The 23,548-nt window shown below is 69.9% G+C and carries 28 protein-coding genes; 5 read left to right on the top strand and 23 right to left on the bottom strand.

Features of this window, described 5'->3' with window-relative positions:
• Window position 1: 1 nt before the first annotated feature.
• The 15 genes from ACSQ2H_RS20615 to dmeF all read right to left on the bottom strand — a co-directional run bounded on the left by ACSQ2H_RS20615 (window position 2) and on the right by dmeF (window position 12,964).
• Window positions 2-760 carry an alpha/beta fold hydrolase gene (locus ACSQ2H_RS20615; protein ID WP_436063233.1) on the bottom strand — a complete coding sequence of 253 codons (759 nt, stop codon included), beginning with the start codon at window positions 758-760 and terminating at the stop codon, window positions 2-4.
• 7 nt (window positions 761-767) lie between these two features.
• The gene (locus ACSQ2H_RS20610; RefSeq protein WP_436063232.1) at window positions 768-1,259 is read right to left on the bottom strand and encodes an RNA pyrophosphohydrolase; all 492 of its coding nucleotides are present in this window, start codon (window positions 1,257-1,259) and stop codon (window positions 768-770) included.
• A gap of 10 nt (window positions 1,260-1,269) precedes the next feature.
• A complete protein-coding gene (locus ACSQ2H_RS20605; protein WP_436063231.1) occupies window positions 1,270-2,421 on the bottom strand; it encodes a divergent polysaccharide deacetylase family protein in 1,152 nt (383 codons plus the stop codon).
• Between the two features lie 127 nt (window positions 2,422-2,548).
• Complete coding sequence (locus tag ACSQ2H_RS20600) at window positions 2,549-3,946, bottom strand: S41 family peptidase (protein ID WP_436063230.1); 1,398 nt, start codon at window positions 3,944-3,946, stop codon at window positions 2,549-2,551.
• Window positions 3,947-4,043: 97 nt separating this feature from the next.
• Window positions 4,044-4,889, bottom strand: coding sequence for a murein hydrolase activator EnvC family protein (locus ACSQ2H_RS20595; protein ID WP_436063229.1), 846 nt, complete (start codon window positions 4,887-4,889; stop codon window positions 4,044-4,046).
• Window positions 4,890-4,924: 35 nt separating this feature from the next.
• Window positions 4,925-5,389: a 23S rRNA (pseudouridine(1915)-N(3))-methyltransferase RlmH gene (rlmH, locus tag ACSQ2H_RS20590; RefSeq protein ID WP_436063597.1), complete on the bottom strand. Its 465-nt coding sequence runs from the start codon at window positions 5,387-5,389 to the stop codon at window positions 4,925-4,927.
• 3 nt (window positions 5,390-5,392) lie between these two features.
• The gene (rsfS, locus tag ACSQ2H_RS20585; protein WP_436063596.1) at window positions 5,393-5,806 is read right to left on the bottom strand and encodes a ribosome silencing factor; all 414 of its coding nucleotides are present in this window, start codon (window positions 5,804-5,806) and stop codon (window positions 5,393-5,395) included.
• 132 nt (window positions 5,807-5,938) lie between these two features.
• Complete coding sequence (locus ACSQ2H_RS20580; protein ID WP_436063228.1) at window positions 5,939-6,589, bottom strand: nicotinate-nucleotide adenylyltransferase; 651 nt, start codon at window positions 6,587-6,589, stop codon at window positions 5,939-5,941.
• A gap of 15 nt (window positions 6,590-6,604) precedes the next feature.
• A complete protein-coding gene (locus ACSQ2H_RS20575; RefSeq protein ID WP_436063227.1) occupies window positions 6,605-8,170 on the bottom strand; it encodes an aldehyde dehydrogenase family protein in 1,566 nt (521 codons plus the stop codon).
• 72 nt (window positions 8,171-8,242) lie between these two features.
• Window positions 8,243-9,367, bottom strand: coding sequence for a glutamate 5-kinase (gene proB / locus ACSQ2H_RS20570; RefSeq protein WP_436063226.1), 1,125 nt, complete (start codon window positions 9,365-9,367; stop codon window positions 8,243-8,245).
• On the bottom strand, window positions 9,364-10,413 hold the full coding sequence (obgE, locus tag ACSQ2H_RS20565; RefSeq protein ID WP_436063225.1) for a GTPase ObgE: 1,050 nt from the start codon (window positions 10,411-10,413) through the stop codon (window positions 9,364-9,366). The genes proB and obgE overlap by 4 nt, the downstream gene beginning before the upstream one ends.
• Window positions 10,414-10,491: 78 nt before the next feature.
• The gene (locus ACSQ2H_RS20560; protein ID WP_436063224.1) at window positions 10,492-11,028 is read right to left on the bottom strand and encodes a GNAT family N-acetyltransferase; all 537 of its coding nucleotides are present in this window, start codon (window positions 11,026-11,028) and stop codon (window positions 10,492-10,494) included.
• A gap of 130 nt (window positions 11,029-11,158) precedes the next feature.
• Window positions 11,159-11,425: a 50S ribosomal protein L27 gene (gene rpmA / locus ACSQ2H_RS20555; RefSeq protein WP_436063223.1), complete on the bottom strand. Its 267-nt coding sequence runs from the start codon at window positions 11,423-11,425 to the stop codon at window positions 11,159-11,161.
• 28 nt (window positions 11,426-11,453) lie between these two features.
• Window positions 11,454-11,954 carry a 50S ribosomal protein L21 gene (gene rplU, locus ACSQ2H_RS20550; RefSeq protein ID WP_436063222.1) on the bottom strand — a complete coding sequence of 167 codons (501 nt, stop codon included), beginning with the start codon at window positions 11,952-11,954 and terminating at the stop codon, window positions 11,454-11,456.
• A gap of 92 nt (window positions 11,955-12,046) precedes the next feature.
• Complete coding sequence (dmeF, locus tag ACSQ2H_RS20545) at window positions 12,047-12,964, bottom strand: CDF family Co(II)/Ni(II) efflux transporter DmeF (RefSeq protein ID WP_436063221.1); 918 nt, start codon at window positions 12,962-12,964, stop codon at window positions 12,047-12,049.
• 173 nt (window positions 12,965-13,137) lie between these two features.
• On the opposite strand from dmeF, the gene ACSQ2H_RS20540 reads away from it, so the two are divergent.
• The gene (locus tag ACSQ2H_RS20540; protein WP_436063220.1) at window positions 13,138-14,208 is read left to right on the top strand and encodes a CobW family GTP-binding protein; all 1,071 of its coding nucleotides are present in this window, start codon (window positions 13,138-13,140) and stop codon (window positions 14,206-14,208) included.
• 113 nt (window positions 14,209-14,321) lie between these two features.
• Here the strand turns inward: ACSQ2H_RS20540 and ACSQ2H_RS20535 are convergent, their stop codons facing one another.
• Window positions 14,322-14,753 (bottom strand): biopolymer transporter ExbD, encoded by a 432-nt coding sequence (locus ACSQ2H_RS20535; protein ID WP_436063219.1) that lies wholly within the window; start codon window positions 14,751-14,753, stop codon window positions 14,322-14,324.
• A 206-nt stretch (window positions 14,754-14,959) separates the two neighbouring features.
• On the opposite strand from ACSQ2H_RS20535, the gene ACSQ2H_RS20530 reads away from it, so the two are divergent.
• Window positions 14,960-15,925 (top strand): WD40 repeat domain-containing protein, encoded by a 966-nt coding sequence (locus ACSQ2H_RS20530; RefSeq protein ID WP_436063218.1) that lies wholly within the window; start codon window positions 14,960-14,962, stop codon window positions 15,923-15,925.
• On the opposite strand, the gene ACSQ2H_RS20525 is transcribed toward ACSQ2H_RS20530, so the two are convergent.
• Window positions 15,922-16,587: a nitroreductase gene (locus ACSQ2H_RS20525; protein WP_436063217.1), complete on the bottom strand. Its 666-nt coding sequence runs from the start codon at window positions 16,585-16,587 to the stop codon at window positions 15,922-15,924. The genes ACSQ2H_RS20530 and ACSQ2H_RS20525 overlap by 4 nt on opposite strands.
• An 83-nt stretch (window positions 16,588-16,670) precedes the next feature.
• Here ACSQ2H_RS20525 and mtgA point away from each other — a divergent pair, with 83 nt between their 5' ends.
• A complete protein-coding gene (mtgA, locus tag ACSQ2H_RS20520; RefSeq protein ID WP_436063216.1) occupies window positions 16,671-17,375 on the top strand; it encodes a monofunctional biosynthetic peptidoglycan transglycosylase in 705 nt (234 codons plus the stop codon).
• A 60-nt stretch (window positions 17,376-17,435) separates the two neighbouring features.
• On the top strand, window positions 17,436-18,554 hold the full coding sequence (gene ald / locus ACSQ2H_RS20515; RefSeq protein ID WP_436063215.1) for an alanine dehydrogenase: 1,119 nt from the start codon (window positions 17,436-17,438) through the stop codon (window positions 18,552-18,554).
• Here ald and ACSQ2H_RS20510 read toward each other — a convergent pair.
• Window positions 18,551-19,426 carry a bifunctional regulator KidO gene (locus ACSQ2H_RS20510; RefSeq protein WP_436063214.1) on the bottom strand — a complete coding sequence of 292 codons (876 nt, stop codon included), beginning with the start codon at window positions 19,424-19,426 and terminating at the stop codon, window positions 18,551-18,553. The two genes, ald and ACSQ2H_RS20510, sit on opposite strands and share 4 nt — an antisense overlap.
• Before the next feature lie 101 nt (window positions 19,427-19,527).
• On the opposite strand from ACSQ2H_RS20510, the gene ACSQ2H_RS20505 reads away from it, so the two are divergent.
• On the top strand, window positions 19,528-20,511 hold the full coding sequence (locus tag ACSQ2H_RS20505; RefSeq protein WP_436063213.1) for an XdhC family protein: 984 nt from the start codon (window positions 19,528-19,530) through the stop codon (window positions 20,509-20,511).
• 145 nt (window positions 20,512-20,656) lie between these two features.
• Here ACSQ2H_RS20505 and ACSQ2H_RS20500 read toward each other — a convergent pair whose 3' ends face one another.
• From ACSQ2H_RS20500 to ACSQ2H_RS20480, 5 genes are read right to left on the bottom strand one after another with little or no spacing between them, the layout of a single operon-like run.
• Window positions 20,657-21,847 (bottom strand): molybdopterin molybdotransferase MoeA, encoded by a 1,191-nt coding sequence (locus ACSQ2H_RS20500; RefSeq protein WP_436063212.1) that lies wholly within the window; start codon window positions 21,845-21,847, stop codon window positions 20,657-20,659.
• Window positions 21,844-22,314, bottom strand: a complete 471-nt coding sequence (gene moaC / locus ACSQ2H_RS20495) for a cyclic pyranopterin monophosphate synthase MoaC (RefSeq protein ID WP_436063211.1) — start codon at window positions 22,312-22,314, stop codon at window positions 21,844-21,846. Before moaC ends, ACSQ2H_RS20500 begins: the two co-directional genes overlap by 4 nt.
• Window positions 22,315-22,863 (bottom strand): molybdenum cofactor biosynthesis protein B, encoded by a 549-nt coding sequence (moaB, locus tag ACSQ2H_RS20490; RefSeq protein ID WP_436063210.1) that lies wholly within the window; start codon window positions 22,861-22,863, stop codon window positions 22,315-22,317.
• The gene (locus ACSQ2H_RS20485) at window positions 22,860-23,312 is read right to left on the bottom strand and encodes a molybdenum cofactor biosynthesis protein MoaE (protein ID WP_436063209.1); all 453 of its coding nucleotides are present in this window, start codon (window positions 23,310-23,312) and stop codon (window positions 22,860-22,862) included. Before ACSQ2H_RS20485 ends, moaB begins: the two co-directional genes overlap by 4 nt.
• Window positions 23,309-23,548 carry a MoaD/ThiS family protein gene (locus tag ACSQ2H_RS20480; protein ID WP_436063208.1) on the bottom strand — a complete coding sequence of 80 codons (240 nt, stop codon included), beginning with the start codon at window positions 23,546-23,548 and terminating at the stop codon, window positions 23,309-23,311. The genes ACSQ2H_RS20485 and ACSQ2H_RS20480 overlap by 4 nt, the downstream gene beginning before the upstream one ends.

The raw sequence follows: 23,548 nt of genomic DNA, 5'->3' as shown, positions 1-23,548 counted from the left end.
CTCAGGCCGGGACGCCCTCGAGCCAGCCGTGGGCGATCTCGGCGATCTCTCGCCAGCCGGGTTCGGCGACCAGCCAGTGGCTCATGCCGGGGGCCTCGATGAACTCGGCGCCGAAGCGGGCGGCGGTCTGGCGGACGGTGGCGGGGGGATGGACGACATCCCGCTCGCCGCCGATCACCAAGATCGGAAGGCGCAACGGCCCGACGCTGGTGGTCATGAACGGGTCGAGCCACCAGTTCAGCGTCTCCCAAAGCGCGCGGCCGCTCTCGGGGCGCATGCGGGCGACGACGGCTTCACGCTCGGCGCCGTCCATGCGGTCGAGGCTGTAGCGGCGCGCCAAGCTGCGGTCGGGGGACACGGACTGCGCCCAGAACGGCCCCAGCGCATGCAGGCCGAAGGCGGTGATCGCCTCTTCCATCGACGAGGCGGCCACGCCCCAGGGCGCGGTCGGGGCAAGCAGCACCATGGCGCGGACCGGCGTGCGGCTGGCGGCCAGGGCGCAGACCAGGCCGCCCATGGAGTGGCCGATCAGGATCGGGGCCTCGTCGAGCCCGGCGCAGAGACGCGCGACGTCGCGGGCGTAGTCGGCGACCGAGACGCCGAGCACGGCGTGGGCCGGTTCATCGGCGCCATGTCCGCGAAGGTCCGGGGTGAGGACGAAGTGGCCGGCGGCCTCGAACGGCTCGCGCAGGCGCTCGAACGCCCAACCGCCGGAGAAGGCGCCATGCACCATGACGATCGGCGGCGGAGCGGTGCTCATCGGTCGGTCAGGCCGCGCGGCCGGGCTGGCCCGTGAAGACCTGGAAGGCCCGGACCACGGTCTCGTAGATGGCCCGCTTGAACGGCACGACCAGGCCGGGCGCTTCGTCGAGGCTGCCCCAGCGCCAGGCGTCGAACTCGGGGTGGCCGTGGCCGCTGAGGTCGATCTCGCTTTCCTGGCCGTCGAAGCGCAGGGCGAACCAGACCTGGCGCTGACCCTTCCAGCCCTTGGCGATCTTCGAGCCGTTGTGGCCGGCTGGGAAGTCGTAGGCCAACCAGCCGTCGGTGCGGCCGAGCAGGGTGGTGGTGACGACCCCGGTCTCTTCGGCCAGCTCGCGACAGGCGGCGAGGTAGAGGTCCTCGCCTGCGTCGACGCCGCCCTGCGGGAACTGCCAATTGTAGGGCTCGGAGGTCTGGAACCGGCGACCCAGCCACACGCGTCCATCGGGGTGGAACAGCACCACTCCCACGTTCGGGCGGTAGGCGGACAGGTCGGTCATCTCAATCCATTTAGCGACGTGTGGCCAAAGCGGAAGCCGGAGCCAGCTGATAGCCCCTAGATTCTACCGATTCAGCCCATTTTGCGACCTGAGACAGCGTCACCGGATAGGCGAAGCCCGAGCCCAGCGCCTGGCCGTGCTGCAGGGCGCCGGCCTCGATCGCCAGCAATTGCTGGTCGATGGCCTGGCCGGACAGCTGCTCGTCGATGATGCGGGCCGCCGAGGCGCGCATCGGGCCGGTGCGGCCCGCCGCCTGGCCGTCGTCGATGAAGACCAGGCCGCGGCCGCGCAGGGCGGTCTGGAAGGCGTTCATGCCGGAGTCTGAGGTCATGAACCGCGAGCCGAGATAGTTGGTGACCCCGAAGTAGCCGGTGGCGCGCGACAGCACCCATTCCAGCTTCTTCACGGTCTCCGACCCCGGCGAGTCGGCCAGCAGGGTGTAGGGACCCGGATCGTTGTCGGGATAGTCGCTGGGCTCCATCGGAGTCTCCAGCAGCACTTCGTGCCCGGCGGCGCGGGCCAGGTCGATCCAGCCCTGCAGACCCTCGGCATAGGGCACGAAGGACAGGGTGATCTCCGGCGGCAGCGTGTCGATGGCCTGGCGGGTGGCCGAGGCGTTGAGGCCCAGGCCGCCGATCACCAGCGCCACCTTGGGGCGGCCGTTGGGCGCGAAGGGGCGGGCGTAGGCTTCAGCCGGGGTCTTGCCGTTGGCCGCGATGATCGGCAGCGGGCCGCTGGGGCCCTGCGAATGGAAGCCGGCCAGAGGGGCCTGGGGCAGTGGGTCGGCGGCATGGAAGGCGCCGCCGCCCTCCATAGTGATGGTCGCCTCGCCCATCGCGGCGTCGGCGCCGATCGGGGTCTCGGAAAGGCGGAAGATGTCCTCGGTCACGCTCGGCTGCCCGCCGCCGCGGGCCAGGGCCTCGCGCCAGCCGTCGGGCGCAGCTTCGCCGCCGATCTTGGCGAGCGACAGCCGCACGACCGGCGAACTGGCCTTGGGGTCGCCGATCAGGGCGACCAGGGTCAGCAGCACCAGGAGGAAAACGGCGCCGGCCGCGCTGGCCCCGACATACGGGTTGGCCAGCGCGCGCAGCGCGGTTTCGGAGAGCGGAGGGGCCGGCGCAGGGGCGGCGATCGCAGGGGCGAGGTGCTTCTTCGAAAACATCACATGATCACGGAACGTTCCGGCATTGGAGCGTCCGCGAATATGGTTAACAAACGACTTATACAGTGAACGCCGGCGCGATTTCCGTTAACTTTCAATTAACTCTCTGCGCCGGCGTTTTGGCCGCCTACTTCTTGTCGGGAGAGGCCTTTTCGAGGGCCGTCGCGCCCTTCGGCGAGACCACCGCAGCCATCTTCGGTTCGGGCTTCGGAAGCTTGGGCGTCGCGGCCACCGAACCGTACTTCAGCACGTCCATGGCGCGGGCCAGCTGGAAGTCGCCCTTGTCCTCGTCGAAGCCGCTCGGCGGGGCTTCGGCGGGAATGTGAGCGCCGCGGCGGGCCTTGCCTTCCTCGGCGTTCAGCGCGTTGCGGAACGAGGCTTCCGAGAACTGGAAGGCGCGATTGGCGATGCGCTGGGCCTGGTCGCGGGTCTCGGCCACCTCCAGGTCCGGTTCGATGCCGGTCTTCTGGATCGAGCGGCCCGAGGGGGTGTAGTAGCGCGCCGTGGTCAGCTTCAGCGCGCCGTCCATGCCGCCGCGCAGCGGGATCACGGTCTGCACCGAACCCTTGCCGAAGGTGGTCAGGCCGACCACCTCGGCGCGCTTGCGGTCCTGCAGCGCGCCGGCGACGATTTCCGCCGCCGAGGCCGAACCGGAGTTCACCAGCACGACCATGGGCAGGCCGCCGGTCACGTCGCCGGCGCGGGCGTTGTAGCGCTCGATGTCGCGCGGATCGCGGCCGCGCTGGGAGACGATCTCGCCGCCTTCCAGGAACATGTCCGAGATGCCGACCGCCTGGTCGAGCAGGCCGCCCGGATTGTTGCGCAGGTCGAGGATCAGACCCTTCATCTTCGGGTTCTTGGCCTTGAGCTCGGCCAGGGCCGCCTCGGCCTCGTCGGTGGTCTTCTCGTTGAAGCCCGAAACACGCAGGTAGCCGTAGTCGCCTTCCATCTTGGCGGTGGCGGACTTGGGCTTGATCACCTCGCGGACGATCTTGACGTCGAATGGGTCGGACTTCTCGCGGGCGATGGTCAGGGTGACCGCTTCGCCGGGCTTGCCGCGCATCTGCTTGACGGCCTCGTTGACCGACAGGCCGAGCACGCTCTCGCCGTTGACCGCGGTGATGAAGTCGCCGGGCTTCACGCCGGCCTTGAAGGCGGGGGTGCCGTCCATCGGCGAGATGACCTTGACCACGCCTTCTTCGCTGGTGACCTCGAGCCCGAGGCCGCCGTATTCGCCGCGCGTCTGATCGCGCATGTCGTCGAAGGAGTCGGGGTTCAGATAGCCCGAGTGCGGATCGAGCGAGGTCAGCATGCCGTCGATGGCCGCCTCGATCAGCTTCTGGTCGTCGACCTCGGTGACGTACTGGCGCTCGACGGTGTCGAGCACGTCGCCGAACAGCTCGAGCATCTTGTAGGTCTTCACCTTCGGCGCCTGGGCCGAGGCGAGGGCCTGCTGGCTCACATAGGCCATGGAGCCGGCGCCGAGCACGAAGGCCGAAGCCCCGATCAGAAGATACTTACGCATGTCAGGCCTTGAAGCCTCCCTTGGCGACGAAACGGCGCCGCACCGGAATTCCTGAACCGATGTTCCGCGACGAATCCGGCGGAATTGGTTCGTATTTTCAGCTCGACCCGTCCAGCCATCTGGCCGGGTCGACCGGGACCCCGCGTTCGCGGACCTCCAGATAGAGTTCAGATGGGGAGTTTCGTCCATCCGTCATCCACCCGACAGGCGCGCCCGCCGCGACCGATTGACCGACCCCGACCGTCGTTCGATCAAGGCCAGCCAACACCAGATGGTAGCCCCCGGCCAGCCGCAAGATCAAAATAGTCCCCCACCCCTTAACGGGGCCTACAAACTGAACCAGCCCGGCGTCGGGCGCCGCGACCGAGGCGCCGTGGTCGGCCGCCAGAGTGACGCCTGACGCCTCTCCGCCGCCGGTCAGCGGCGCGCCGTAGCGTTGGACCAGCTTGCCTTTCACGGGGGCCAGCAGGCGGATCGGCGGCGTGATCGGGCCACTTTCGACCGGCGCCGCGCCTGGCGGGGTGGCTTCCAGCCGCTCGCGGCGTTCGGCCAGCTCGGAGTCCGAGGTGAACAGCGCCTCGCTGGCCACCGCCGCGAGCCGACGCTGGCGGGCGATCTCGCCCGCTTCGGCGGCGTAGACCTTGGCGCGCTTCTGCAGTTCGGGGGTGATCGCCTTGACCAGGATGGCGGCGCGCACCGCGTCGGTGGCGTCGCCGGGGCTGACCAGCAGGGCCGGCGGCGGATCGCGGCGGAACTGGGCCAGGGCGGTCAGCAGCCGCGCCATCCGATTGAGGTTGCGACCCTGTTCGGCGCTCAGCACCGTCTCGCGGACGTTGAGCCGTTCCAGCCGGGCCTGGCTCTCGGTGGCCGCATAGGCGATCGCGCCGGCCGCCAGGGTCGCGGCGGCGGCGCAGGTGCTGGTCAGGAGGACGCCGCGGCGCATCATCGCATCAGGGATAGACTGAGCCCCGCGCGCCCTCAATCGCGATGATAGGGGCTGCCGGCCAGGATGGTGACGGCGCGGTAGACTTGCTCGGCCAGCATGGCGCGAGCCAGGGCGTGGGGCCAGGTCTGCGGCCCGAAGGCCAGCTTGCCGTGGGCGGCGGCGAGCAACGCCGGATCCAGACCGTCTGCGCCGCCGATCACGAACACCAGCCGTCGTGCGCCGTCATCGCGCAGGCGCGCGATCTCGCCGGCGAAGGCGCGTGAGGCCCGGGCCGTGCCATGCTCGTCGCAGGCGATGACGTGGGCGCCTTCCAGGTGCGGTCGCAGCACCTCGGCCTCCGGGCCCTTGCCCGGCTTGCGGGCCTCGACCTCGATCACCTCGACGGGACCGAGGCCCAGCGAACGACCGGCCGCGGAGGCACGATCGACATAGAGCTTCACCAACTCGACTTCCGGCGAGCGCGGCAGCCGGCCCACCGCAAGGATCGAGATCTTCAGGCGCTAGCTCGTCGGCGTGCGGTGCGCGGAGTCGACCGACCAGATCTTCTCGATGTTGTAGAACTGGCGCACTTCCGGGCGGAACAGGTGGACGATCACGTCGCCGGTGTCGATCAGCACCCAGTCGCAGTGCGGCAGGCCTTCGACCCGGGCTTTGCCCAGGCCTTCTTCCTTCAGCGCGCGCAGCAGGTGGTCGGCCATCGCGCCGACATGACGGTGCGAACGCCCGGACGCCACGATCAGGGCGTCGGCCACGGCGCTTTTGCCTTTCAGATCGATGAAGACGACGTCCTGCGCCTTATCATCGTCGAGGCGCTGCAGGATCATTTCGCCGAGGGCGACGATCTTCGCCTCGGGGTCGGAAGAAGCGCCGGAAACCGGGGCTTCGTGCGCTCTAGGCGCAGGGTCAGGGCTCAGCGGGGTCGCTCCTTTGTTGCCTCGCTGGGAGAGCCATAGCACGGATTGGGCGCGTTGGTCAGCCCAGCGTCTCGAGTCTTCAAGCCAACAGCGCCGCGAACGTTCCCGGCGGGGGCGGAACGTGACATGCGGCTATTTGGCCTGGCGCGCGCGCAGGGCTGTCGAGGACTGAAAATTCAGAGGCCCGGTAAGGAAAACCCAGCGCGGCGGACTGGCGCCCGGCAGCAGCTTGGCCTCCAGCAGCGACACCCGGGTGTGGGCGAAACGTCGCGCCGCCGGCGAGGAGCGGCTTTTCAGCGAAATCCAGGGTCGCGAGACCACGGCGACCGGCACCTCGGCCATGATCTGGGTCCAGCCGCGCCAGCGGTGGAACGTCGCCAGGCTGTCGGCGCCCATGATCCAGACGAAGTCCACGCCCGGAAAGCGAGCCTTCAGGGCGCGAATGGTGTCGATGGTGTACTGCGAGCCAAACCGGGTCTCGGCGTCGCTGACGATCATGCTGCGGCCGTGCGCCACAGCCCGGGCGCCGGCTATGCGTTCGGCCAGCGGCGCGGTCTCGCGCGCGGTCTTCAACGGGTTCTGCGGCGAGACCAGCCAGATCACCCGGTCGAGCTGCAGGCGCCGGCGGGCGGTTTCGGCGACGTGGGCGTGACCCTCGTGGGCCGGATTGAACGAGCCGCCGTAAAGGCCCACGCGCATCCCCGGCTTCAGATCGAAGCCGAGCCGCAGGGCCCCCGGACGCCCCGCTACGGGCCGGCGCCTAGCGGGGCCGGCGAACCACATGGACGTCCCCGGATCTCAAAGCGTCTTCGCCGTGGCCGGATTGCGGTCGAGGTTTGGGTCGCTCTGGCGGACCCGGGCGCGGACGGTGAACACCCCGTCGCCGGACAGCACGCCGCCGCGGGCGAACAGGCGGCCGTGCTCCCAGTTGGAAAGGCCGAGCTCGGGGCGGTCGAGGGCGAACTGGCCGTCGACCCAGCGGGTGAAGCCGTCCCCGACGAACGGCGCGTTGACGGCTCCGTAGAAGCGTTCGTGCGCGGCGGCGTCCTGCGAGATCAGGCTCGCGGCGAACTGCGGGCTGTAGCGGTTGAAGAGGTCGGCGGCGGCCTCGACACTGTCCACCAGCACCAGGGTCAGCTCCGGGGTTTCTTCCCACTCCCACTCGCGGGCCAGGTCGTGCTCGGCGAGCAGCTCGACCTTGGGCTCGTCGACGTCGCCCTCGGCCCGGCCGACGACCACGCGCGCCTCGCGCCAGGCGGCGGGCAGGGCGCCTTCCGAGCCCTCGACCACGTGCAGCTTCACATTGCGGCGGCGCTCGCCCGCCAGGTCCAGCGCCTCGAGGAAGGCCGGGACCAGCACGTCGGCCGCCTCGCGGACGATGGCGCAGACGTTGAGCGTGTTGCAGACCTTGCGGTCGAGCGAGTGGTAGACGGCGGCCTTGAAGCGGGCCGGATCGGCGTCGGCGGCGGCCACCATCCAGGCGCCGCCCGTACCGTGCAGGCTGACCGGCGCGCCGGCCTGGCGGGCGATGGCGCCCAGTTGGGCCACGGCCGGGCCGGAGCCGCGGGCGACCGCCAGGGCCAGGCGCGGATCGGAGAACATCGCCCAGCCGGCGGCGTGCTCGGGACTGTCGACCAGGGCGGCCGAACCCGGCGGCAGGCCCGCGGCCTCGATCGCCGGATCAAGGGCGTGCTCGACAATGGCGCGCGCGGTGCCCAGCGCATCGGAGCCGATGCGGAAGACCACGGTGTTGCCGGTGCGCAGGACGCCGGTGGCGTCGGCGAAGACGTTGGGGCGGCCCTCGAAGATGAAGCCGACCACGCCCAAGGGCGCTGCGACCTGCTCGACGCTCCAGCCGGGATGCTCGACGCGTTCGACCAGCCGGCCGCGGCCGACCTTGGCGTTCTGCCAGACCTGCAGGCCGGCGATCATGTCGGCGCGCATCGCGGCGTTGACCGCCAGGCGGGTGGTCGAGCGGCCGCGGGCCTGGGCGCGGGCGACGTCGTCGGCGTTGGCCTTGGCGATGGCGCTCCAGGCGCCGTCGTCGGCGAGGTTGCCCGCGAAGGCGGCGAAGAAGGCGGTGATGGCCTCGTCGCTGACCTGGGCCAGCTGGCCGAAGGCTGCGTGCGCGCGGCCCACGGCGCCGGCGGCGATCGCCTGGACGGGGGCGGGGACGTGCAGCAGGTCGCCGGTCTCCTGGACCACCACCAGCCGGTCGCCCGGCTGGAAGGCCGCCGCCAGCTTGTCGGAGACGTAGGCGACGCGATCGCCCCCGAACGGGATCGGCATGCCGGCGACCAGCGTCTCCAGCTTGCCCGTCCGGGCTCCCGTCTCGGCCTTGGTGCTCGCCGCCGCGTCGTCCACTACGCGCCCCTAATGCTCAGTTTGAGGTTTAGTAGGCCCCTTTAGGGCCTGTCGCAAATCCGCAATCGTCGGTCAGGCTGGCGTTCGCGCCGCCAGCGCCAGGTCGTCGGCGTGGATCATCGGGCCGTAGGTGAAGCCTAGCACGCCCTCGATGGCGTCGGACTTCAGGCCGCGGATGCGCCCGGCGTCCTCGGAGTCGTAGCGGGCAAGGCCGCGGCCGATCTCGCGGCCGGCCTCGTCGACTACGACCACGGCGTCGCCCTTGCCGAAGCGGCCCTCGACCGCAAGCATGCCGGCGACCAGCAGGCTCTTGCCGGTGGCCAGCGCCTTGGCTGCGCCGTCATCGACGATCACGGCGCCCGAGGTCGCCAGCGAGCCGGCGATCCAGGCCTTGTACGCGGCCGCGACCGAGACCGACGGCTCGATCACCGTCGCCTTGTCGCCAGCCTCGATCGCCGCCAACGGCGCCGGACGCCGGCCGAGCGTGATGATGGTGGCGCAGCCGGCCGACTGGGCGATGCGGGCGGCCATGATCTTGGTGGCCATGCCGCCGGTGCCGACCCCGGCGCTGGCGTTGGCGCCGCCGGCCATGGCCTCGATCTCCGGCGTCAGCTGGCTGATGCGCGGCAGATGCTCGGCGGCGGGATTGCTGCGCGGGTCGGCGGTGTAGAGGCCGTCGATGTCCGACAGCAGGACCAGGGCCTCGGCGCGGATCATCTGGGCGACGCGGGCGGCGAGCCGATCGTTGTCGCCGTAGCGGATCTCTTCGGTGACGACGGTGTCGTTCTCGTTGACCACCGGGATGACGCCCAGGGACAGCAGGGTGGTCAGCGTCGCATGGGCGTTGAGCCAGCGGCTGCGGATCTCGGTGTCGTCGCGGGTGAGCAGCACCTGGGCGGTGACCAGGCCGTGGGGCTCGAGCGCCTCTTCCCAGGCCCGCATCAGTTCCGACTGGCCGGCGGCGGCGCAGGCCTGCTTTTCCGGCAGGGTCAGCTTGCGGCGGCCCATGGCGAGCCGGCGGCGGCCCAGCGCCACGGCGCCGGACGACACGACGAGCACCTGCTGGCCACGGGCGCGCAGCCGCGCGACGTCGGCGGCGAAGGCCGAGAGCCAGGCCGAGTCGGGGCCGGCCTCGCCGGCCACGAGGGCCGAGCCGACCTTGACGACGACGCGCTTGGCCTCCCCCAGGCCGCTCACGGGGTCCAGCCCGTTCCGCCGGCCTGGTCGGCCTCTTCCTGGGCGATCTCCGCCTTGCGCTCGCGGACCATGCCGTAGGCCTCGCGCAGCAGTTCGACGACGCCTTTGCCCGACACGCCGGAGACCAGGCGGACCTTGCGGCCGGTGGCTTCCTCCAGCGCCTCGCGCTGCATCTCGATCACGCTGTCGTCGAGGGCGTCGATCTTGCTGAGGGCGACGATCTCGGTCTTGTCGCCGAGCTCCTCGCCATAGGCTTCGAGCTCGCCGCGGACGGTGCGCCAGGCTTCGGCGACGTCGGTCTGGGTCGCGTCGACCAGGTGGATCAGCACCGCCGTGCGCTCGACGTGGCCGAGGAAGCGGGTGCCGAGCCCGGCGCCTTCCGAGGCGCCTTCGATCAGGCCGGGAATGTCGGCCAGCACGAACCGCTCGCTGGGCGACAGGTCGACCATGCCGAGGTTGGGAGCCAGGGTCGTGAACGGGTAGTCGGCGATCTTCGGCTTGGCGGCGCTGGCCGCGGCCAGGAACGTCGACTTGCCGGCGTTGGGCAGACCGACCAGGCCGACGTCGGCGATCAGCTTCAGCCGCAGCCAGATCCAGCGCTCCTCGCCTTCCTGGCCGGGATTGGCGTGACGCGGAGCCTGGTTGATCGGGCCCTTGAAGCGGTCGTTGCCCCAGCCGCCGTTGCCGCCCTTGAGCAGCAGGATGCGCTTGCCGGCCACGTTCATGTCGGCGATCAGGGTTTCCTTGTCCTCGTCGAGGACCTCGGTGCCCACGGGGACTTTCAGCACCACGTCGTCGCCGGCCCCGCCATGGCGGTTGCGGCCCATGCCGTGGATGCCGGTGCCGGCCTTGAAGTGCTGGGTGTAGCGGTAGTCGATCAGGGTGTTGAGGCCTTCGACGGCCTCGATCCAGACGTCGCCGCCGCTGCCGCCGTCGCCGCCGTCAGGGCCGCCGTACTCGATGTACTTCTCGCGCCGGAACGACACAGCGCCGCCGCCGCCGTTTCCGGAGCGGATGTAGATCTTGCACTGGTCGAGAAACTTCATCGGGGCCTTTTGTAGCATGGGAAGCGCCCCGTCGAGCCTTGCGGCCGCGGGGCGCTTCGATTCATCGCGTGTGTGGCCTCAGGCCAGCCACACCATCATCCGGGTCGGGGTGGTCTGGCCGCCCCGGGCGATCGACGGGCGCAGCTCGACGTCGCCGGTGTAGAGGAAGCCGGCGTTGCAGAGCACCTGGCCCGAGGCCGGGTTGTCGGCGAAGTGGCCGGCGTGCATGTAGCGCCGGCCCCAGGTCCGGTGCGCCCAGACCAGCGCGCCGCTGGCGGCCTCGGACGCATAGCCCTGGCCCCAGTGCGGCCTGCCGACCCAGTAGCCGATCTCGCGTTCGCCGCCGTCGCGGGCGTCGAAGCCGAGCACGCCGATCGCGCCATGCTCGGGATGGTCGATGACGAACACCGCCTCGCGGGCGGGGTCGGCCTCGCTGGCCTTTTCCAGGAAGCCTTCGGCGTGCTCGATCCCATAGGGATAGGGCATGCCGGTGGTCATGCGGGCCACGTCGAAGTCGTTGGCGTAGGTCGCCAGGCGGGCTGCGTCTGCCTTGCGGGCCTTACGCAGCCGCAGCCGCTGCGTCGTGATGACGGGCTCCAGTTCGATCGCACACATCGTCTACCTCCCGGCCCTCTGTCGGGGCCCCAGAACGCAAAGAGGGGGAGTCCGGCGGTCCGGACTCCCCCTCGGAAGCACTCTGCCCGGTCCGCCTTACGGCGAACCCGGTTTCAAGAGGTTCGCCTGATTATTCAGCCGCTTGGGCCACAATCACGTTCACGTAGGTGCGGTCGTCGCGCTTGGTCACGAATTTCACGGCGCCGGCGGCGGTCGCGAAGAGGGTGTGGTCCTTGCCGATGCCGACATTGTCGCCCGGGAAGAACTTCGTGCCGCGCTGGCGCACGATGATGTTGCCGCCGACGACAGCTTCACCACCGAACTTCTTCACGCCGAGGCGGCGGCCAGCCGAGTCGCGACCGTTGCGCGAAGAGCCGCCAGATTTCTTGTGAGCCATAGCTCTCTCCTAACTCTCTAGTGCGCGCTTATTCGGCGGCGTCAGACTTCTTGGCGGCGGCCTTCTTCGGCGCAGCCTTCTTGGCCGGAGCTTCGGCCGGGGCCGGAGCGGCGGCGGCTTCCAGTTCGGCGACCACGTTCTTCAGGTTGCGGGCGCGAGCGTCCAGCAGGGCCTTCGAGGTCAGGTCGACAGTGCCGTCCCACTTGGCGGTCTTGCCGGCGCCGGCGATCGAGGTCACGCGCAGCACGGTTTCCGACTGGCGGTGACCGCGGGTGCGGCGATAGCCCTGACGACGGATCTTCTTGAAGATCTTGATCTTCTCGCCGCGGCGGGTCTCGATCAGCGTGGCGGAGACGGTCGCGCCGTCGACCAGCGGAGCGCCGACCGTGATGGCCTCACCATCGCCGAGCAGGAGGACGTCGCCGAACGCGACTTCCGCACCCGGTTCACCGTCGAGCTTTTCGACGACCAGCAGGTCACCGGCTTGAACCCGGTACTGCTTTCCGCCGGTTTTGATCACCGCGTACATCGTTGGCGCCTTGGACTATAGCAAAATGGATAGCGCCCGCGAGATAGCCCGCGGGCGAGAGGCGCGGACTTATACAGAGGGACTGTTGAGAGTCAACGCGCCTGGCGTGTTTCTACCGTGACGTGGCTCAAACCCGGCAAGCCGGCAAGCCGGGCGCGGTAGATTTCGGCCGCCACGGCCTCGCGCGCCTCGACGACGACGATGGCCGCGTGGTGGCCAGGACCCAGCCGCCAGAGGTGCAGGTCGAGCAGGCGCTCGCCGCCGCTCTCCATGCGCTTGCGGATTTCGGCGGTCAGTTCGGGCGAAGGATTGATGTCCAGCAGCACCGAGCCGGTGCGGACCATCAGTCTCCAGGCGAAGTGGGCCAGCAGCGCCGCGCCGGCCAGGCCCGCCAGGCCGTCCGCCCAGGCCCAGCCGAACACGCGTCCGAGCCCGAGGCCGACGATGGCCAGCGCCGAGACCGCCGCGTCGCCGGCCAGGTGCAGGTGCGCGGCCGAAAGGTTGAGGTCGCCGTCGCGATCATGGGCGTGCGCGTGGGCGGGGCGCAGCAGCCACACGCAGATCAGGTTGATCGCCAACGCCAGACCGGCCAGGGCCAGCGCCCCGTCGTAGGCGACGGGGGCGTGCGAGAGCATATGCCGCCCGCTTTCGATCGCCACCAGCACGGCGCTGATCGCCAGCACCGCGGCGTTGGCGAACCCGGCCAGGTAGCCGAGCTTGCCGGTGCCGAACGAGAAGCGATGATCCTGGGCGTAGCGCCGCGCCATCCGGTAGGCGCCGGCCGCCACGACCAGAGCGGCGACGTGGGCGGCCATGTGTACGCCGTTGGCGATCAGGGCCATGGAGTTGAAGGCCAGGCCGCCGCCGATCTGGGCGGCCAGGGTCAGCACGCAGATCGCCGCCACCAGCCAGGTCCGCCGCTCGTTGCGGGCGTGGTCGGCGCCCAGATAGACGCGGTCGCCCCGGAAGGCGTCCATCTGTCCTTGGCGTTCGGGGGCGGAGGCGGTCACGAGGGCTCTTATATAGCGGCGATCGGGGAGCGCGCGCGCCGATATGGGCGCCGGAACTGGAGTTGTCACGCTCCGACGGCAGGCCGGGGGCGCGGTGTTATTCGATAACACCTATATAGTGGTCAAGCGGTCGATAGCCGCAGACTGTTCCCTTCGCCACGATCAGTGACTAGATGACGTCCATGACCGACAAGACCCCCGTCACCGTCCTCACCGGCTATCTCGGCGCCGGCAAGACCACGCTCTTGAACCGCATCCTCACCGAGGACCACGGCAAGAAGTACGCCGTCATCGTCAACGAGTTCGGCGAAGTGGGGATCGACAACGACCTCATCGTCGGCGCGGACGAAGAAGTCTTCGAGATGAACAACGGCTGCGTCTGCTGCACCGTGCGCGGCGACCTGATCCGCGTGCTCTCGGGCCTGATGAAGCGCAAGGGCAAGTTCGACGCCATCGTCGTCGAGACCACCGGCCTGGCCGATCCGGGCCCCGTGGCCCAGACCTTCTTCGTCGACGACGACGTGAAGGCCAAGACCCAGCTCGACAGCGTCACCACCGTGGTCGACGCCAAGCACCTGCCGCTGCGGTTGGCTGACTCCAAGGAAGCGGTCGAGCAGATCGCCTTCGCCGACCAGATCGTGCTGAACAAGACCGACCTCGTCACCGAGGACGAGTTGCGCGCGGTCGAGGCGTCGATCCGCCGGCTGAACCCGCTGGCCCCGATCCACCGCACCCAACGCTCTCAGGTGCCGCTCGAGGCGATTCTCGGCCGCGGCAGCTTCGACCTGGCCCGCATCACCGAGGTGCAGCCGGAATTCCTAAATCCCGCCCACGGCGAACCGGGCCACGTTCACGACGAGGACTGCGACCATGATCACGACCATCATCATCACCACGATCATGACCACGGTCACCACGACCATGATCATGAGGACCATGCGGCGGCAGCGGGCATACGCGGCATCTCGCTCACGCTCGACAAGCCGATCCACGGGCAACGGGTGACCAACTGGCTGAACCAGGTCCTGCAGGACCAGGGGCCGGACATCCTGCGCGCCAAGGGCATCCTCGACGTCCAGGGCGAGGACCGCCGCCTGGTGTTCCAGGCCGTTCACATGATCCTGGAGGGCGACTTCCAAGGGCAGTGGAAGGGCGGCGACAAGCGCTACAGCCGGCTGGTGTTCATCGGCCGCAACCTCGACGAGGCCAAGCTGCGCGAGGGCTTCGAGGCCTGCGCGGCCTGACGTCTCCACAAGATCGTCATCCTCGGCCGCGCCGGGGATGACGGAAGAGGAGCAAAGAAAAGGCCCGCCCGGGTTTCCCTGGGCGGGCCTTTCTATTTCGTCCGAAGGGCTGCTTAGAGCTCTTCGTTGATCAGGGCGACTTGGAAGAAGCCGTTGCCCTGCAGCGTGTTCATCACCGCCATGAAGTCGCCGTAGCGAACGGTCCGGTCGGCGCGGATGTAGACGCGCTCTTCGGTCGGTTCCGGCGAAGCCAGGATACGGGTCAGATCCGCGGGCAGCGTGTCGAGGCTGGTCGGCACGTCGCCGATGAACAGCTTGCCGCCTTGCTGAACATTGATCAGCGTCGGCTCTTCGACCTTCGTACCCGGGGGCGGCGGGATCGCCGGCGGCAGGTCGAGCTTAATCGACACCGTCGCCGCGGGGATCGACACCATGAAGATGATGAGGAGCACCAGCATCACGTCCACGAAGGGCGTGACGTTGATGTCGCTGTTTTGGCCGAGGTCGAACTTGCCGCCGCCTCCGCCTCCCAGCTTCGCACCCATATGAATTTCCTTCCCTAGGGCCCCTACACTGGGGCCGCCGCACAGTCAGCGACACCCTTCGCTAAACAAAATGCGCTTGTAAAGCCCGAACCTGCGAAGATGCGTCCATCAGACCGCCTGCTCTGCTCGGCGCCTGTTTGCCAGGCGTGAATCCGAGTGATTCCGCCTCTCGCCAAGACCAATGTTAGGCAGGTATGACCCCTGCCATGACTTTCCAGTTTGACGCCTATGTCACCGCGGCCCTTTTCGGAAAGGACGGCAAGGCCCTGTTCGCCCTCGGCGACGGCACCGTCCGATTCGAGTCGGGTGAGCAGATCGAAGCCCACGACGGGGCGATTCTCTGCGCCTGCCTGCACCCCAGCGGCGAAGGCCTGATCACCGGCGGCGACGACGGACGCGTCGTCTGGTCGCGGACCTCCGGCGCTGTCGAGATCGCCAAGATCCCCGGTCGCTGGATCGACTCGGTCGACGCCTCGGCGGACTCCAAGCTGATCGCCTTCTCGGCCGGCAAGGACCTGCATATCCGCGATAGCGCCGATCCGGCCTTCAGCCGCACCTTCACGCACGAGAAGTCGGTGGCCGCCGTGGTGTTCGATCCCAAGGGTCGCCGCGTCGCCGCGGCGACCTATGGCGGCGCCTGGCTTTGGTACGCCAAGATCGCCGAGCAGAAGCCCTATGTCCTGAAGTGGGCCGGCAGCCATGTGGGCCTGGCCTTCAGTCCCGACGGCAAGTTCCTGATGTCGGCCATGCAGGAGAACGCCCTGCACGGCTGGCGGGTCGCCGACGAGAAGAACCTGCGCATGGGCGGCTATCCGGTGAAGGTCAAAAGCATGACCTTCATCACCAAGGGGCAGCTGCTGATCACGTCCGGCGCCAACGGCCTGGTGGCCTGGCCGTTCGCAGGCGCGACCGGCCCGATGGGCAAGCAGGCGGCCGAGGTCGGGTTCGACGAGAGCGCGATGGTCGTTCGGGTCGACGGCATGCCGGGCGGCCAGTGGGTCTGCGCCGGGCTGGACGACGGCCGGGTCTGGGCCTGCGACCTGACCGGCCAGCGGATCGTGCCGCTCAAGGCCGAGAAGGGCGCGGCGATCGCCGCCCTGGCGATGAGCAAGGATGGGACCCGCGTCGCCTGGGGCGACGAGGACGGCGCGGCCGGCGTGGTGAGCGTCTAGCTTTCGAACCCTCGCAACTCGCCCCAGGTCTCGAACGGATCGCGGGCGGCGCGCAGGGTGTTGATCGGCGCGGCGTCGTCGCGCCAGCCCAGCGCCATGCCGGAAAACACCATGTGGTCGTCCGGCAGGCCGAGCAGGCCGGCAAGGGTCTGCGGATAGCGCGCCCAGTATTCTTGGGCGCAGGTGTCCAGCCCGCGCTCGGTGGCCAGCAGCATCACCGTCTGCATGTACATGCCCAGGTCCGACCACTGCGGCGGCCCGAGCTTGCGGTCCAGGCAGAAGAACAATCCCACCGGGGCGCCGAACAGTTCGCCGTTCTTGGCCAGCTGGCGCAGGCGCGCGGGCTTGTCCTCGCGCGGGATGCCGATCGTCGCATAGAGGTCCTCGCCGTTCTGGAAGCGGCGGGTGCGGAAGGGGTCCCAAAGGTTGGGCGGATAGACGTCGTACTCGGGCGTCTCGCCCATCGGATTGGCTGCGACCTGCGCCTTCAGCTGCGCCAGCGGCGCGCCGGCCAGGGCGTAGACCCGCCAGGGCTGCAGGTTGCCGCCGGACGGGGCGCGGGCCGCCGCCTCCAGGATCTCGCGGACCACGGCGGCCGAGGGGACGTCCGGCTTGAAGGCGCGGACGGACATGCGGGCGGCGACGGCGTCGGAAACGTTCAACAGATTGCGTCCTTGCGGCGGCTTGACCGGAAACGTGGCTCGAAGCATCGCTACTATCCGGCCGTGGGGTAAGGGCAAGGGTCTTGGCGAAAGCGTCGAAGGGGTTGTTCGGGCGGCTGATCGGCGGTCTGTTCGTGCTGGTGCTGATCTTCGGCCTGATCGGCCCGGTGATGGTCACGGCCATCTACCGGTTCGTGCCGCCGCCGGTGACCTGGCTGATGGTTCAGCGGGTGACCGAGGGCCGCGGGTTCGATCGTCGCTGGAAGCCGCTGGACGAGATCTCGCCGCGGCTGGTGCGGGCGGTGATCGCCGCCGAGGACGCCAAGTTCTGCGACCACAACGGCTTCGACTTCCAGGCGATCGAAAAGGCCTACGAGGCCAACGCCAAGGGCAAGAAGCTGCGCGGCGGCTCGACCATCAGCCAGCAGACCGCCAAGAACGTCTTCCTCTGGCCCGGCCGCTCCTATGTCCGTAAGGGGCTGGAGGCCTACTTCACGGTGCTGATCGAAGTGATCTGGGGCAAGCAGCGGATCATGGAGGTCTACCTCAACTCCATCGAGTGGGGCCCGGGCGTCTATGGCGCCGAGGCCGCCGCCCAGAAGAACTTCGGGGTCAGCGCCGCCAAGCTCACCCCCGCCCAGGCTGCGCGGCTGGCGGCGATCCTGCCCAGCCCGTTGAAGTGGAAGGCGGCGACGCCGGGGCCTTATGTGAAGCGTCGCTCGGGCAAGATCGGCAAGGCGGCCGGGACCATCAACCGCGAGGGCATGGCCGCCTGCGTCCTGGGTTGAACCCAAGACCGATAGGCCATCCTATGCCGTGGGGGCTCAAACCTTGACGGAGGCGGCTGCATGAAGGTCGGCGTTCCCAGCGAGATCAAGCCGAACGAGCATCGGGTGGGCCTGACGCCCACCGCCGTCCGCGAGTATGTCGAGCGCGGTCACGAGGTCGCCGTCCAGGCCGGCGCCGGGACCGGGGCCGGCTATGCCGACGAGGCCTATCGCCGGGCCGGGGCCGCCATCGTCGCCGACGCCGAGGCGATCTTCTCCGCCAGCAAGCTCATCGTGAAGGTCAAGGAGCCGCAGCCGCCCGAATGGGCGCGGCTGAACCAGGACCATATCCTCTTCACCTATCTGCACCTGGCGCCGGACCCGGAGCAGGCCGAGGGCCTGCTGGCCTCGGGCTGCGCGGCGATCGCCTATGAGACGGTGACCGACGCGGCCGGCGGGCTGCCGCTGCTGGCCCCGATGTCGGAGGTGGCAGGCCGGATCGCGGTGTTCTCGGCCGGCGAGACCCTGCTCAAGCACAACGGCGGCATGGGGCTGCTGATCTCCGGCGTGCCCGGCGTGCCGCCGGCGCGGGTCTGCGTGCTGGGCGGCGGCGTGGTCGGCATCAACGCCGCGCGCATGGCCGCGGGCCTGGGGGCCGAGGTGGTGGTGCTGGAGCGCTCGATCCCGCGGATGCGCCAGATCGACGACCTCTTTCAGGGACGGATCCTGACCCGGTACTCGACGCTCGATGCGGTCGAGGAGGAGGTGCTGAAGGCCGACGTGGTGATCGGCGCGGTGCTGACCCCGGGGGCCTCGGCGCCCAAGCTGGTCCGCCGCGAGCACCTGAAAAAGATGAAGACCGGCTCGGTGCTGGTCGACGTCTCGATCGACCAGGGCGGCTGTTTCGAGACCTCGCACCCGACCACCCACGCCGAGCCGACCTATGTGGTCGACGGCGTCGTACACTACTGCGTGGCCAATATGCCGGGAGCCGCGCCGCGCACGTCGTCGGAGGCGCTGGTCCACGCGACCCTGCCGTTCGGCCTGGCGCTGGCCGACCGCGGGCTGGAGGCGCTGCGGGACAATCCGCACCTGGCCAAGGGGCTGAACGTGCTGAAGGGCGCGGTCACCCATCCGGCGGTAGCGCACGCGCTCGGCAAGGATTTCGTCGACCCGTTCGGGGTCTGGGCCAAGCGTTAGGCGGCGGCCCAGGCGCGGGGATCGAGGGCGACCGGATCGTCGATCGCCATTTCGTCCCAGTCGAGGTCCGGCGGCGGGCTGGAGGCTGCGGCGATCACCGCCGACAGCTCGGCGGCCGAGGTCACGCCGACCAGCACAGTGGCCGCTTCGACGCGCGAGAGAGCGAAGCCCAGCGCCGCCTGCAGCGGGTCCGAACGGCCCTCGGCGATCAGCCGGCGGGCGCGCGAGATGCGGCTGGCGGCGGCCTTCAGGTGGGTCGGGGCGCGGTCCGGCGGCAGGAACAGCAGGCCGTTGAGGAAGATCGAGCGCAGGTGAACTTCGATGCCCAGGCCGGCCAGCGCGGCCAGGGTGCCGTCGATCAGCAGCCGCTGGTCGAGCAGCGAGGCCGGGGCCTGGACGATGTCCGGGCGGAACCGGCGGGCGACGCCCAGCGGATCGTCGGAGGCGAACACCGACACCCCGATCTTGCGGGTCAAGCCGGCGTCTTTCATCGCCCGCAGGCGGTTCCATAGGGCCATGCCGTGCGGGCCGAACAGGTCGGCGGCGCAGGGCACCAGGATGGCGTCGGCCTGCTCTACGCCCAGCCGGCGCAGGGTGTTGCGGGCCTCGGCCTCGACATAGTCTGGGCCGCGGTCGGGGCGCACGGTCGAGATCGAAATGCGGAACGGGGTCGGGCGCGGCAGGGATTCGCCCAGCGCCGCCTCGGCGACCGCCGAATGGCCGTCCACGTCCAGCACCGGCAATTGCGCGCGCGCGGCGATGTCCAGGATGTCCCGGGCTTCGGCCTTGGGCGCGCGGCCGCGCACCAGCGTGGTCTGGTCCAGACCGAACTGTGCGGAGCCGAGGCCGAGCTTGGAGAGCGGTGAGATCATGAAGCCGGAGACGCTGGATACGGAAGCGATGAAGCGCCATCTTCACGGCAATGCCTAAAGAAGCGGTGTCTAGGACCTTTCCAGGGAGTTAAAGTCGAGCCATGCGAGAGCCGCTCCCCGAATGGCCGATGTTCGGCATGGCCGACGACGTCCGCCCCGCGCTAGCCCAAGCCCAGCAAGGGAATTTTCCGCTGGCCCTGGCCACCCTGACCTCGGTCGAAGGCGGCGGTCCGCGTCCGCCGGGGACCCAGATGGTGTTCGCTCACGGCATCGTCTCCGGTTACTTTTCCGGCGGCTGCGTGGAGAGCGACGTGGCCGATCACGCCTTCGCCTGCCTGGACGACGGACAGCCCCGGCGGCTCGTCTACGGGGCAGGCAGCCCCTGGCCCGACATCCAGCTGCTCTGCGGCGCGCGGATCGAGATCTTCGTCGAGCGCGTGGCCCCCGACGATCCGGCGCTCATCGAACTGCTCGCCGCCCATCAGGCCCGCCGGCCGGTGGTCTGGGTCAGCGACGGGGTCCGCCGCGCCTGCGGGACCGCGCCGAGCCCCTGGGAGGGGGCCATCGTCCAGGCCTATGAGCCGACCCCGCGGCTGGTGGTGTTCGGGGCCGACCCGACCGCCCTGGCCATCGCCCAGCTCGGCGTCCAGTCAGGGATGGAGACGACGCTGGTCCGCCCCAAGGGCCCGCAGAGCCCGCCGCCGATCGCTGGGATCGCCTATCGCCGCGATGAGCCGGCGCAGGCCCTGGCGGCGATCGGGACCGACGCCTGGACCGCGATCGCCATCGCCACCCACAATCTCGACATGGACCGCGAGGCCCTGGCAGCGGCGCTGCCGTCCGACGCCGGCTATGTCGGCCTTCTGGGCGCCCGCAAGCGCCTGCCCGAGCGCCTGGCCCCGCTGCGCGCGGCCGGGTTTTCCGAGGCGCGGCTGCAGCAGTTGCACGCCCCGATCGGGCTCGACATCGGCGGTAAGGCCCCCTGGGAGGTGGCTTTGTCGGTGATCGGCGAGATCACCGCCCTGCGCCACGCGCGCCTGGCCGAGGAGCCGCGCAAGGCGACCCCGAAGCGGGCGACGGCTTAGAACGACGCAATTGCTCCCCCTCTGGGGGACCTGTCAGCCGAATGGCTGGCCGAGGGGGACTTTGACTGCCGCTTGAGAGCAGTCCCCCTCCGTCTCGATGCCTTGCATCGATCCACCTCCCCCAGCGGGGGAGGAATTTGTAGGCCTAGCCCCGCGCCAGCGGCAGTACCTCGACCAGGTCGCCGGCGGCCAGGGCCGGGGCGTTGGCCGGGCGGCGCAGCAGGGCGTCGGCGGCGGCGAAGACGCTGACCAGCGAGGAGTCCTGGTCGCGGTAGGGCTCGGCGACCAGCGCGCCGTCGACGTAGCTGAGCTTGGCGCGCATCCAGTGCTCGCGCGAGCCGTTGGCGGCCATCGGCAGGGCGGCCTTGGCGCTGGCCATCGGCAGGTTTTCCGCCCCGCCCTGCATCTTCATGACGATGGGTTTCAGGAACAGTTCGGCGCAGACGAAGGCCGAGGCCGGGTTGCCCGGCAGGCCCAGCATCCGGCGCCCGTCGCCGAGCACCCCGAAGAAGGTCGGCTTGCCGGGGCGGACATTGACGCTGGCGACCTTGAGCGAGAGGCCCAATGCGCCGGCCGCCGCGCGCACCAGGTCATGGTCCCCGACCGAGGCGCCGCCGACGGTGACGATGAGGTCGGCGTCGGCGGCGCGCAGGGCGCCGATCACCGCGTCCAGCTCGTCGCGCACCGGTTTGCACTTGAAGGCCGCGCCGCCCCAGCCGTCCACCATGGCGGCAAGGGCCGGCGCGCCGGAATCGTAGATCTGGTAGGGGCCCGGCGCGGCCGGCGCCTCGACGATCTCCTCGCCGGTGGACACGATCGCCACCCGCGGCCGGGCGTGGACGAGGACTTCGGCGCGCCCGGCGGAGGCCGCCAGGGACAACCGCCAGGGATCGATGCGGGTTCCGGCGCCCAGCAGCGCCTGGCCGGCTTTGAAGTCGCCGCCGGCGGGGCGCAGGTTGGCGCCGGGCGCGGAGGCCGGGACCGTGACGTGCTCGCCCTCGCGGGTCGCGTCCTCCTGGATGACGATGGTGTCGGCGCCGGCCGGCATCGCCGCGCCGGTGAAGATCCGCACCGCCTGGCCGGGCTGAAGCTCGCCTTCGTAGCCGTGGCCGGCGGCGCTCTCGCCGACGATGGCCAGGGTCCCGGGAGCGTCGGCGCTGCGCAGCGCCCAGCCGTCCATGGCCGAGGCGTCGAACGGCGGCTGGTGACGGACCGCCGTCACGTCCTCGGCCAGCACTCGGCCGATGGCGGTCTTCAGCGCGATGGTCTCGCCGGCCAGCGGGGAGACCTCCGCCAGCATCGCCGCGCGGGCGTCCTCGACGGGCATCAGCTTCATGCGCGGGCCCAGTCGCCGGACTTGCCGCCGCTCTTGGTCAGCAGGCGCACGTTTTCGATGGTCATGCCTTTGTCGGCCGCCTTCAGCATGTCGTAGACCGTCAGGCAGGCGACCGAGACGGCGGTCAGCGCCTCCATCTCTACGCCGGTCTGGCCCGAGGTCTTCACCCGGGCCGTGACCGCCAGGCCGCCCTCGGCCGGAGCCACGCGGACCTCGACCTTGCTCAGCGCCAGCGGGTGGCAGAGCGGGATCAGGTCAGAGGTCTTCTTGGCGGCCATGATCCCGGCGATCTCGGCGGTGGCGCGCACGTCGCCCTTCTTGGCGTCGCCCGACAGCGCCAGCGCCAGGGTGGCGGCGTCCATGCGCACGAAGCCCTCGGCGGTCGCCTCGCGCGACGTGACGGCTTTTTCGGAGACGTCGACCATATGGGCGCGGCCGGTCTCGTCGATGTGGGTGAGCTTGCTCACCTACTGCTCGAGCAGACGCGGCATGAGCTCGACCATGTTGCAGGGGCCATGGCGGCTGTCGAGCTGGGCCGAGATCACCTTGTCCCAGCCGTCCTTCACCGCGCCGTTGGAGCCCGGCAGGCAGAACACGAACACGCCGTCGACGATGCCCGCGACCGCGCGGCTCTGCAGGGTCGAGAGGCCGACCGACTGGTAGCTGACCAGATGGAAGATCACCGAGAAGCCGTCGATCTTCTTGTCGAACAACGGCTCGACCGCTTCGGGCGTCACGTCGCGGCCGGTGATGCCGGTGCCGCCGGTGGTGATGATCGCATCGACGCTGCCGGACGCGACCCAGGCTTTGATCTGCTCGCGGATCTGGGCGACGTCGTCCTTGACGATGCCCTTGTCGGCCAGCTCGTGGCCGGCGGCCTTGATCCGCTCGGCGAGCACGTGGCCCGAGGTGTCGCTTTCCTCGTCGCGGGTGTCGGAGACGGTCAGCACGGCGATGCGGACCGGCTTGATCGCCTGGCTCTCGTCGATGCGGCCGCCGGGGGTGAAGGCGTTCATGGCTTGGTGCTCTCCCATCGGGCGATGTCGGCGTGATCCTGGTCGCGCGGTTCGATCCAGCGCGAGCCGTCGGGGCCGGTCTCCTTCTTCCAGAAGGGGGCGCGGCTCTTCAAGTAGTCCATCAGGAAATCGCAGGCCTCGAAGGCCGCGCGGCGGTGGGTGGCGGCGGTGGCCACGAAGACGATCGGCTCGCCGGGCGCGATGGCGCCGACCCGGTGCACGATCTGGAAGTCGTCGAGCGCGAAGCGGGTCTTGGCCTCGTCCGCGATCTTGCCGATCGCGGCCTCGGTGAAGCCGGGATAGGCCTCGAGCTCCAGGGTCGTGGTCGCGCCGCGCTCGGCGCGGGCCAGGCCTGTGAAGGTGGCGATGGCGCCGGTCTCGCTGCGACCTTGGCTGAAGGCGGTCAGCAGCGCGCCGGGTTCGAACGGCTGGTCGGTCAGGCTGATCATCCGCCGCTCATCGGCGGCAGGTAGGCGACCTCCGACCGCGCGGTCAGCGCCGCGTCGCCGCGGACGATCTCCTGGTCGAGCGCGACCTGGACGCCCGGCCGGGCCAGGGCCTCGGCAAGGTCGGCGTCCTCGCCCGACAGCAGGGCCGTCAGCGCGGCGATCGAGTCCGCTTCGAGCTCGCGCGAGCGCCAGCCGGCGACGTCGCTCAGGCGACCGAACAACAGGACCTTGGCCAT

Source organism: Phenylobacterium sp. LjRoot97 (assembly GCF_964254345.1).
Lineage (GTDB): Bacteria > Pseudomonadota > Alphaproteobacteria > Caulobacterales > Caulobacteraceae > Phenylobacterium.
This window is presented reverse-complemented; position numbering and strand designations above follow the sequence as displayed.

What these genes read in the sequence shown, in the direction of transcription:
- obgE (WP_436063225.1), bottom strand. Translation starts at nt 10,413, where the DNA reads ATGAAGTTTCTCGACCAGTGCAAGATCTACATCCGCTCCGGAAACGGC.
- rplU (WP_436063222.1), bottom strand. Translation starts at nt 11,954, where the DNA reads ATGTACGCGGTGATCAAAACCGGCGGAAAGCAGTACCGGGTTCAAGCC.
- moaB (WP_436063210.1), bottom strand. Translation starts at nt 22,863, where the DNA reads ATGAACGCCTTCACCCCCGGCGGCCGCATCGACGAGAGCCAGGCGATC.
- ACSQ2H_RS20605 (WP_436063231.1), bottom strand. Translation starts at nt 2,421, where the DNA reads ATGTTTTCGAAGAAGCACCTCGCCCCTGCGATCGCCGCCCCTGCGCCG.
- ACSQ2H_RS20595 (WP_436063229.1), bottom strand. Translation starts at nt 4,889, where the DNA reads ATGCGCCGCGGCGTCCTCCTGACCAGCACCTGCGCCGCCGCCGCGACC.
- ACSQ2H_RS20530 (WP_436063218.1), top strand. Translation starts at nt 14,960, where the DNA reads ATGACTTTCCAGTTTGACGCCTATGTCACCGCGGCCCTTTTCGGAAAG.
- ACSQ2H_RS20615 (WP_436063233.1), bottom strand. Translation starts at nt 760, where the DNA reads ATGAGCACCGCTCCGCCGCCGATCGTCATGGTGCATGGCGCCTTCTCC.
- ACSQ2H_RS20510 (WP_436063214.1), bottom strand. Translation starts at nt 19,426, where the DNA reads ATGATCTCACCGCTCTCCAAGCTCGGCCTCGGCTCCGCACAGTTCGGT.
- ACSQ2H_RS20540 (WP_436063220.1), top strand. Translation starts at nt 13,138, where the DNA reads ATGACGTCCATGACCGACAAGACCCCCGTCACCGTCCTCACCGGCTAT.
- ACSQ2H_RS20480 (WP_436063208.1), bottom strand. Translation starts at nt 23,548, where the DNA reads ATGGCCAAGGTCCTGTTGTTCGGTCGCCTGAGCGACGTCGCCGGCTGG.
- ACSQ2H_RS20600 (WP_436063230.1), bottom strand. Translation starts at nt 3,946, where the DNA reads ATGCGTAAGTATCTTCTGATCGGGGCTTCGGCCTTCGTGCTCGGCGCC.
- ACSQ2H_RS20485 (WP_436063209.1), bottom strand. Translation starts at nt 23,312, where the DNA reads ATGATCAGCCTGACCGACCAGCCGTTCGAACCCGGCGCGCTGCTGACC.
- ACSQ2H_RS20560 (WP_436063224.1), bottom strand. Translation starts at nt 11,028, where the DNA reads ATGTGTGCGATCGAACTGGAGCCCGTCATCACGACGCAGCGGCTGCGG.
- ACSQ2H_RS20535 (WP_436063219.1), bottom strand. Translation starts at nt 14,753, where the DNA reads ATGGGTGCGAAGCTGGGAGGCGGAGGCGGCGGCAAGTTCGACCTCGGC.
- ACSQ2H_RS20500 (WP_436063212.1), bottom strand. Translation starts at nt 21,847, where the DNA reads ATGAAGCTGATGCCCGTCGAGGACGCCCGCGCGGCGATGCTGGCGGAG.
- ACSQ2H_RS20610 (WP_436063232.1), bottom strand. Translation starts at nt 1,259, where the DNA reads ATGACCGACCTGTCCGCCTACCGCCCGAACGTGGGAGTGGTGCTGTTC.
- rpmA (WP_436063223.1), bottom strand. Translation starts at nt 11,425, where the DNA reads ATGGCTCACAAGAAATCTGGCGGCTCTTCGCGCAACGGTCGCGACTCG.
- ald (WP_436063215.1), top strand. Translation starts at nt 17,436, where the DNA reads ATGAAGGTCGGCGTTCCCAGCGAGATCAAGCCGAACGAGCATCGGGTG.
- ACSQ2H_RS20505 (WP_436063213.1), top strand. Translation starts at nt 19,528, where the DNA reads ATGCGAGAGCCGCTCCCCGAATGGCCGATGTTCGGCATGGCCGACGAC.
- ACSQ2H_RS20580 (WP_436063228.1), bottom strand. Translation starts at nt 6,589, where the DNA reads ATGTGGTTCGCCGGCCCCGCTAGGCGCCGGCCCGTAGCGGGGCGTCCG.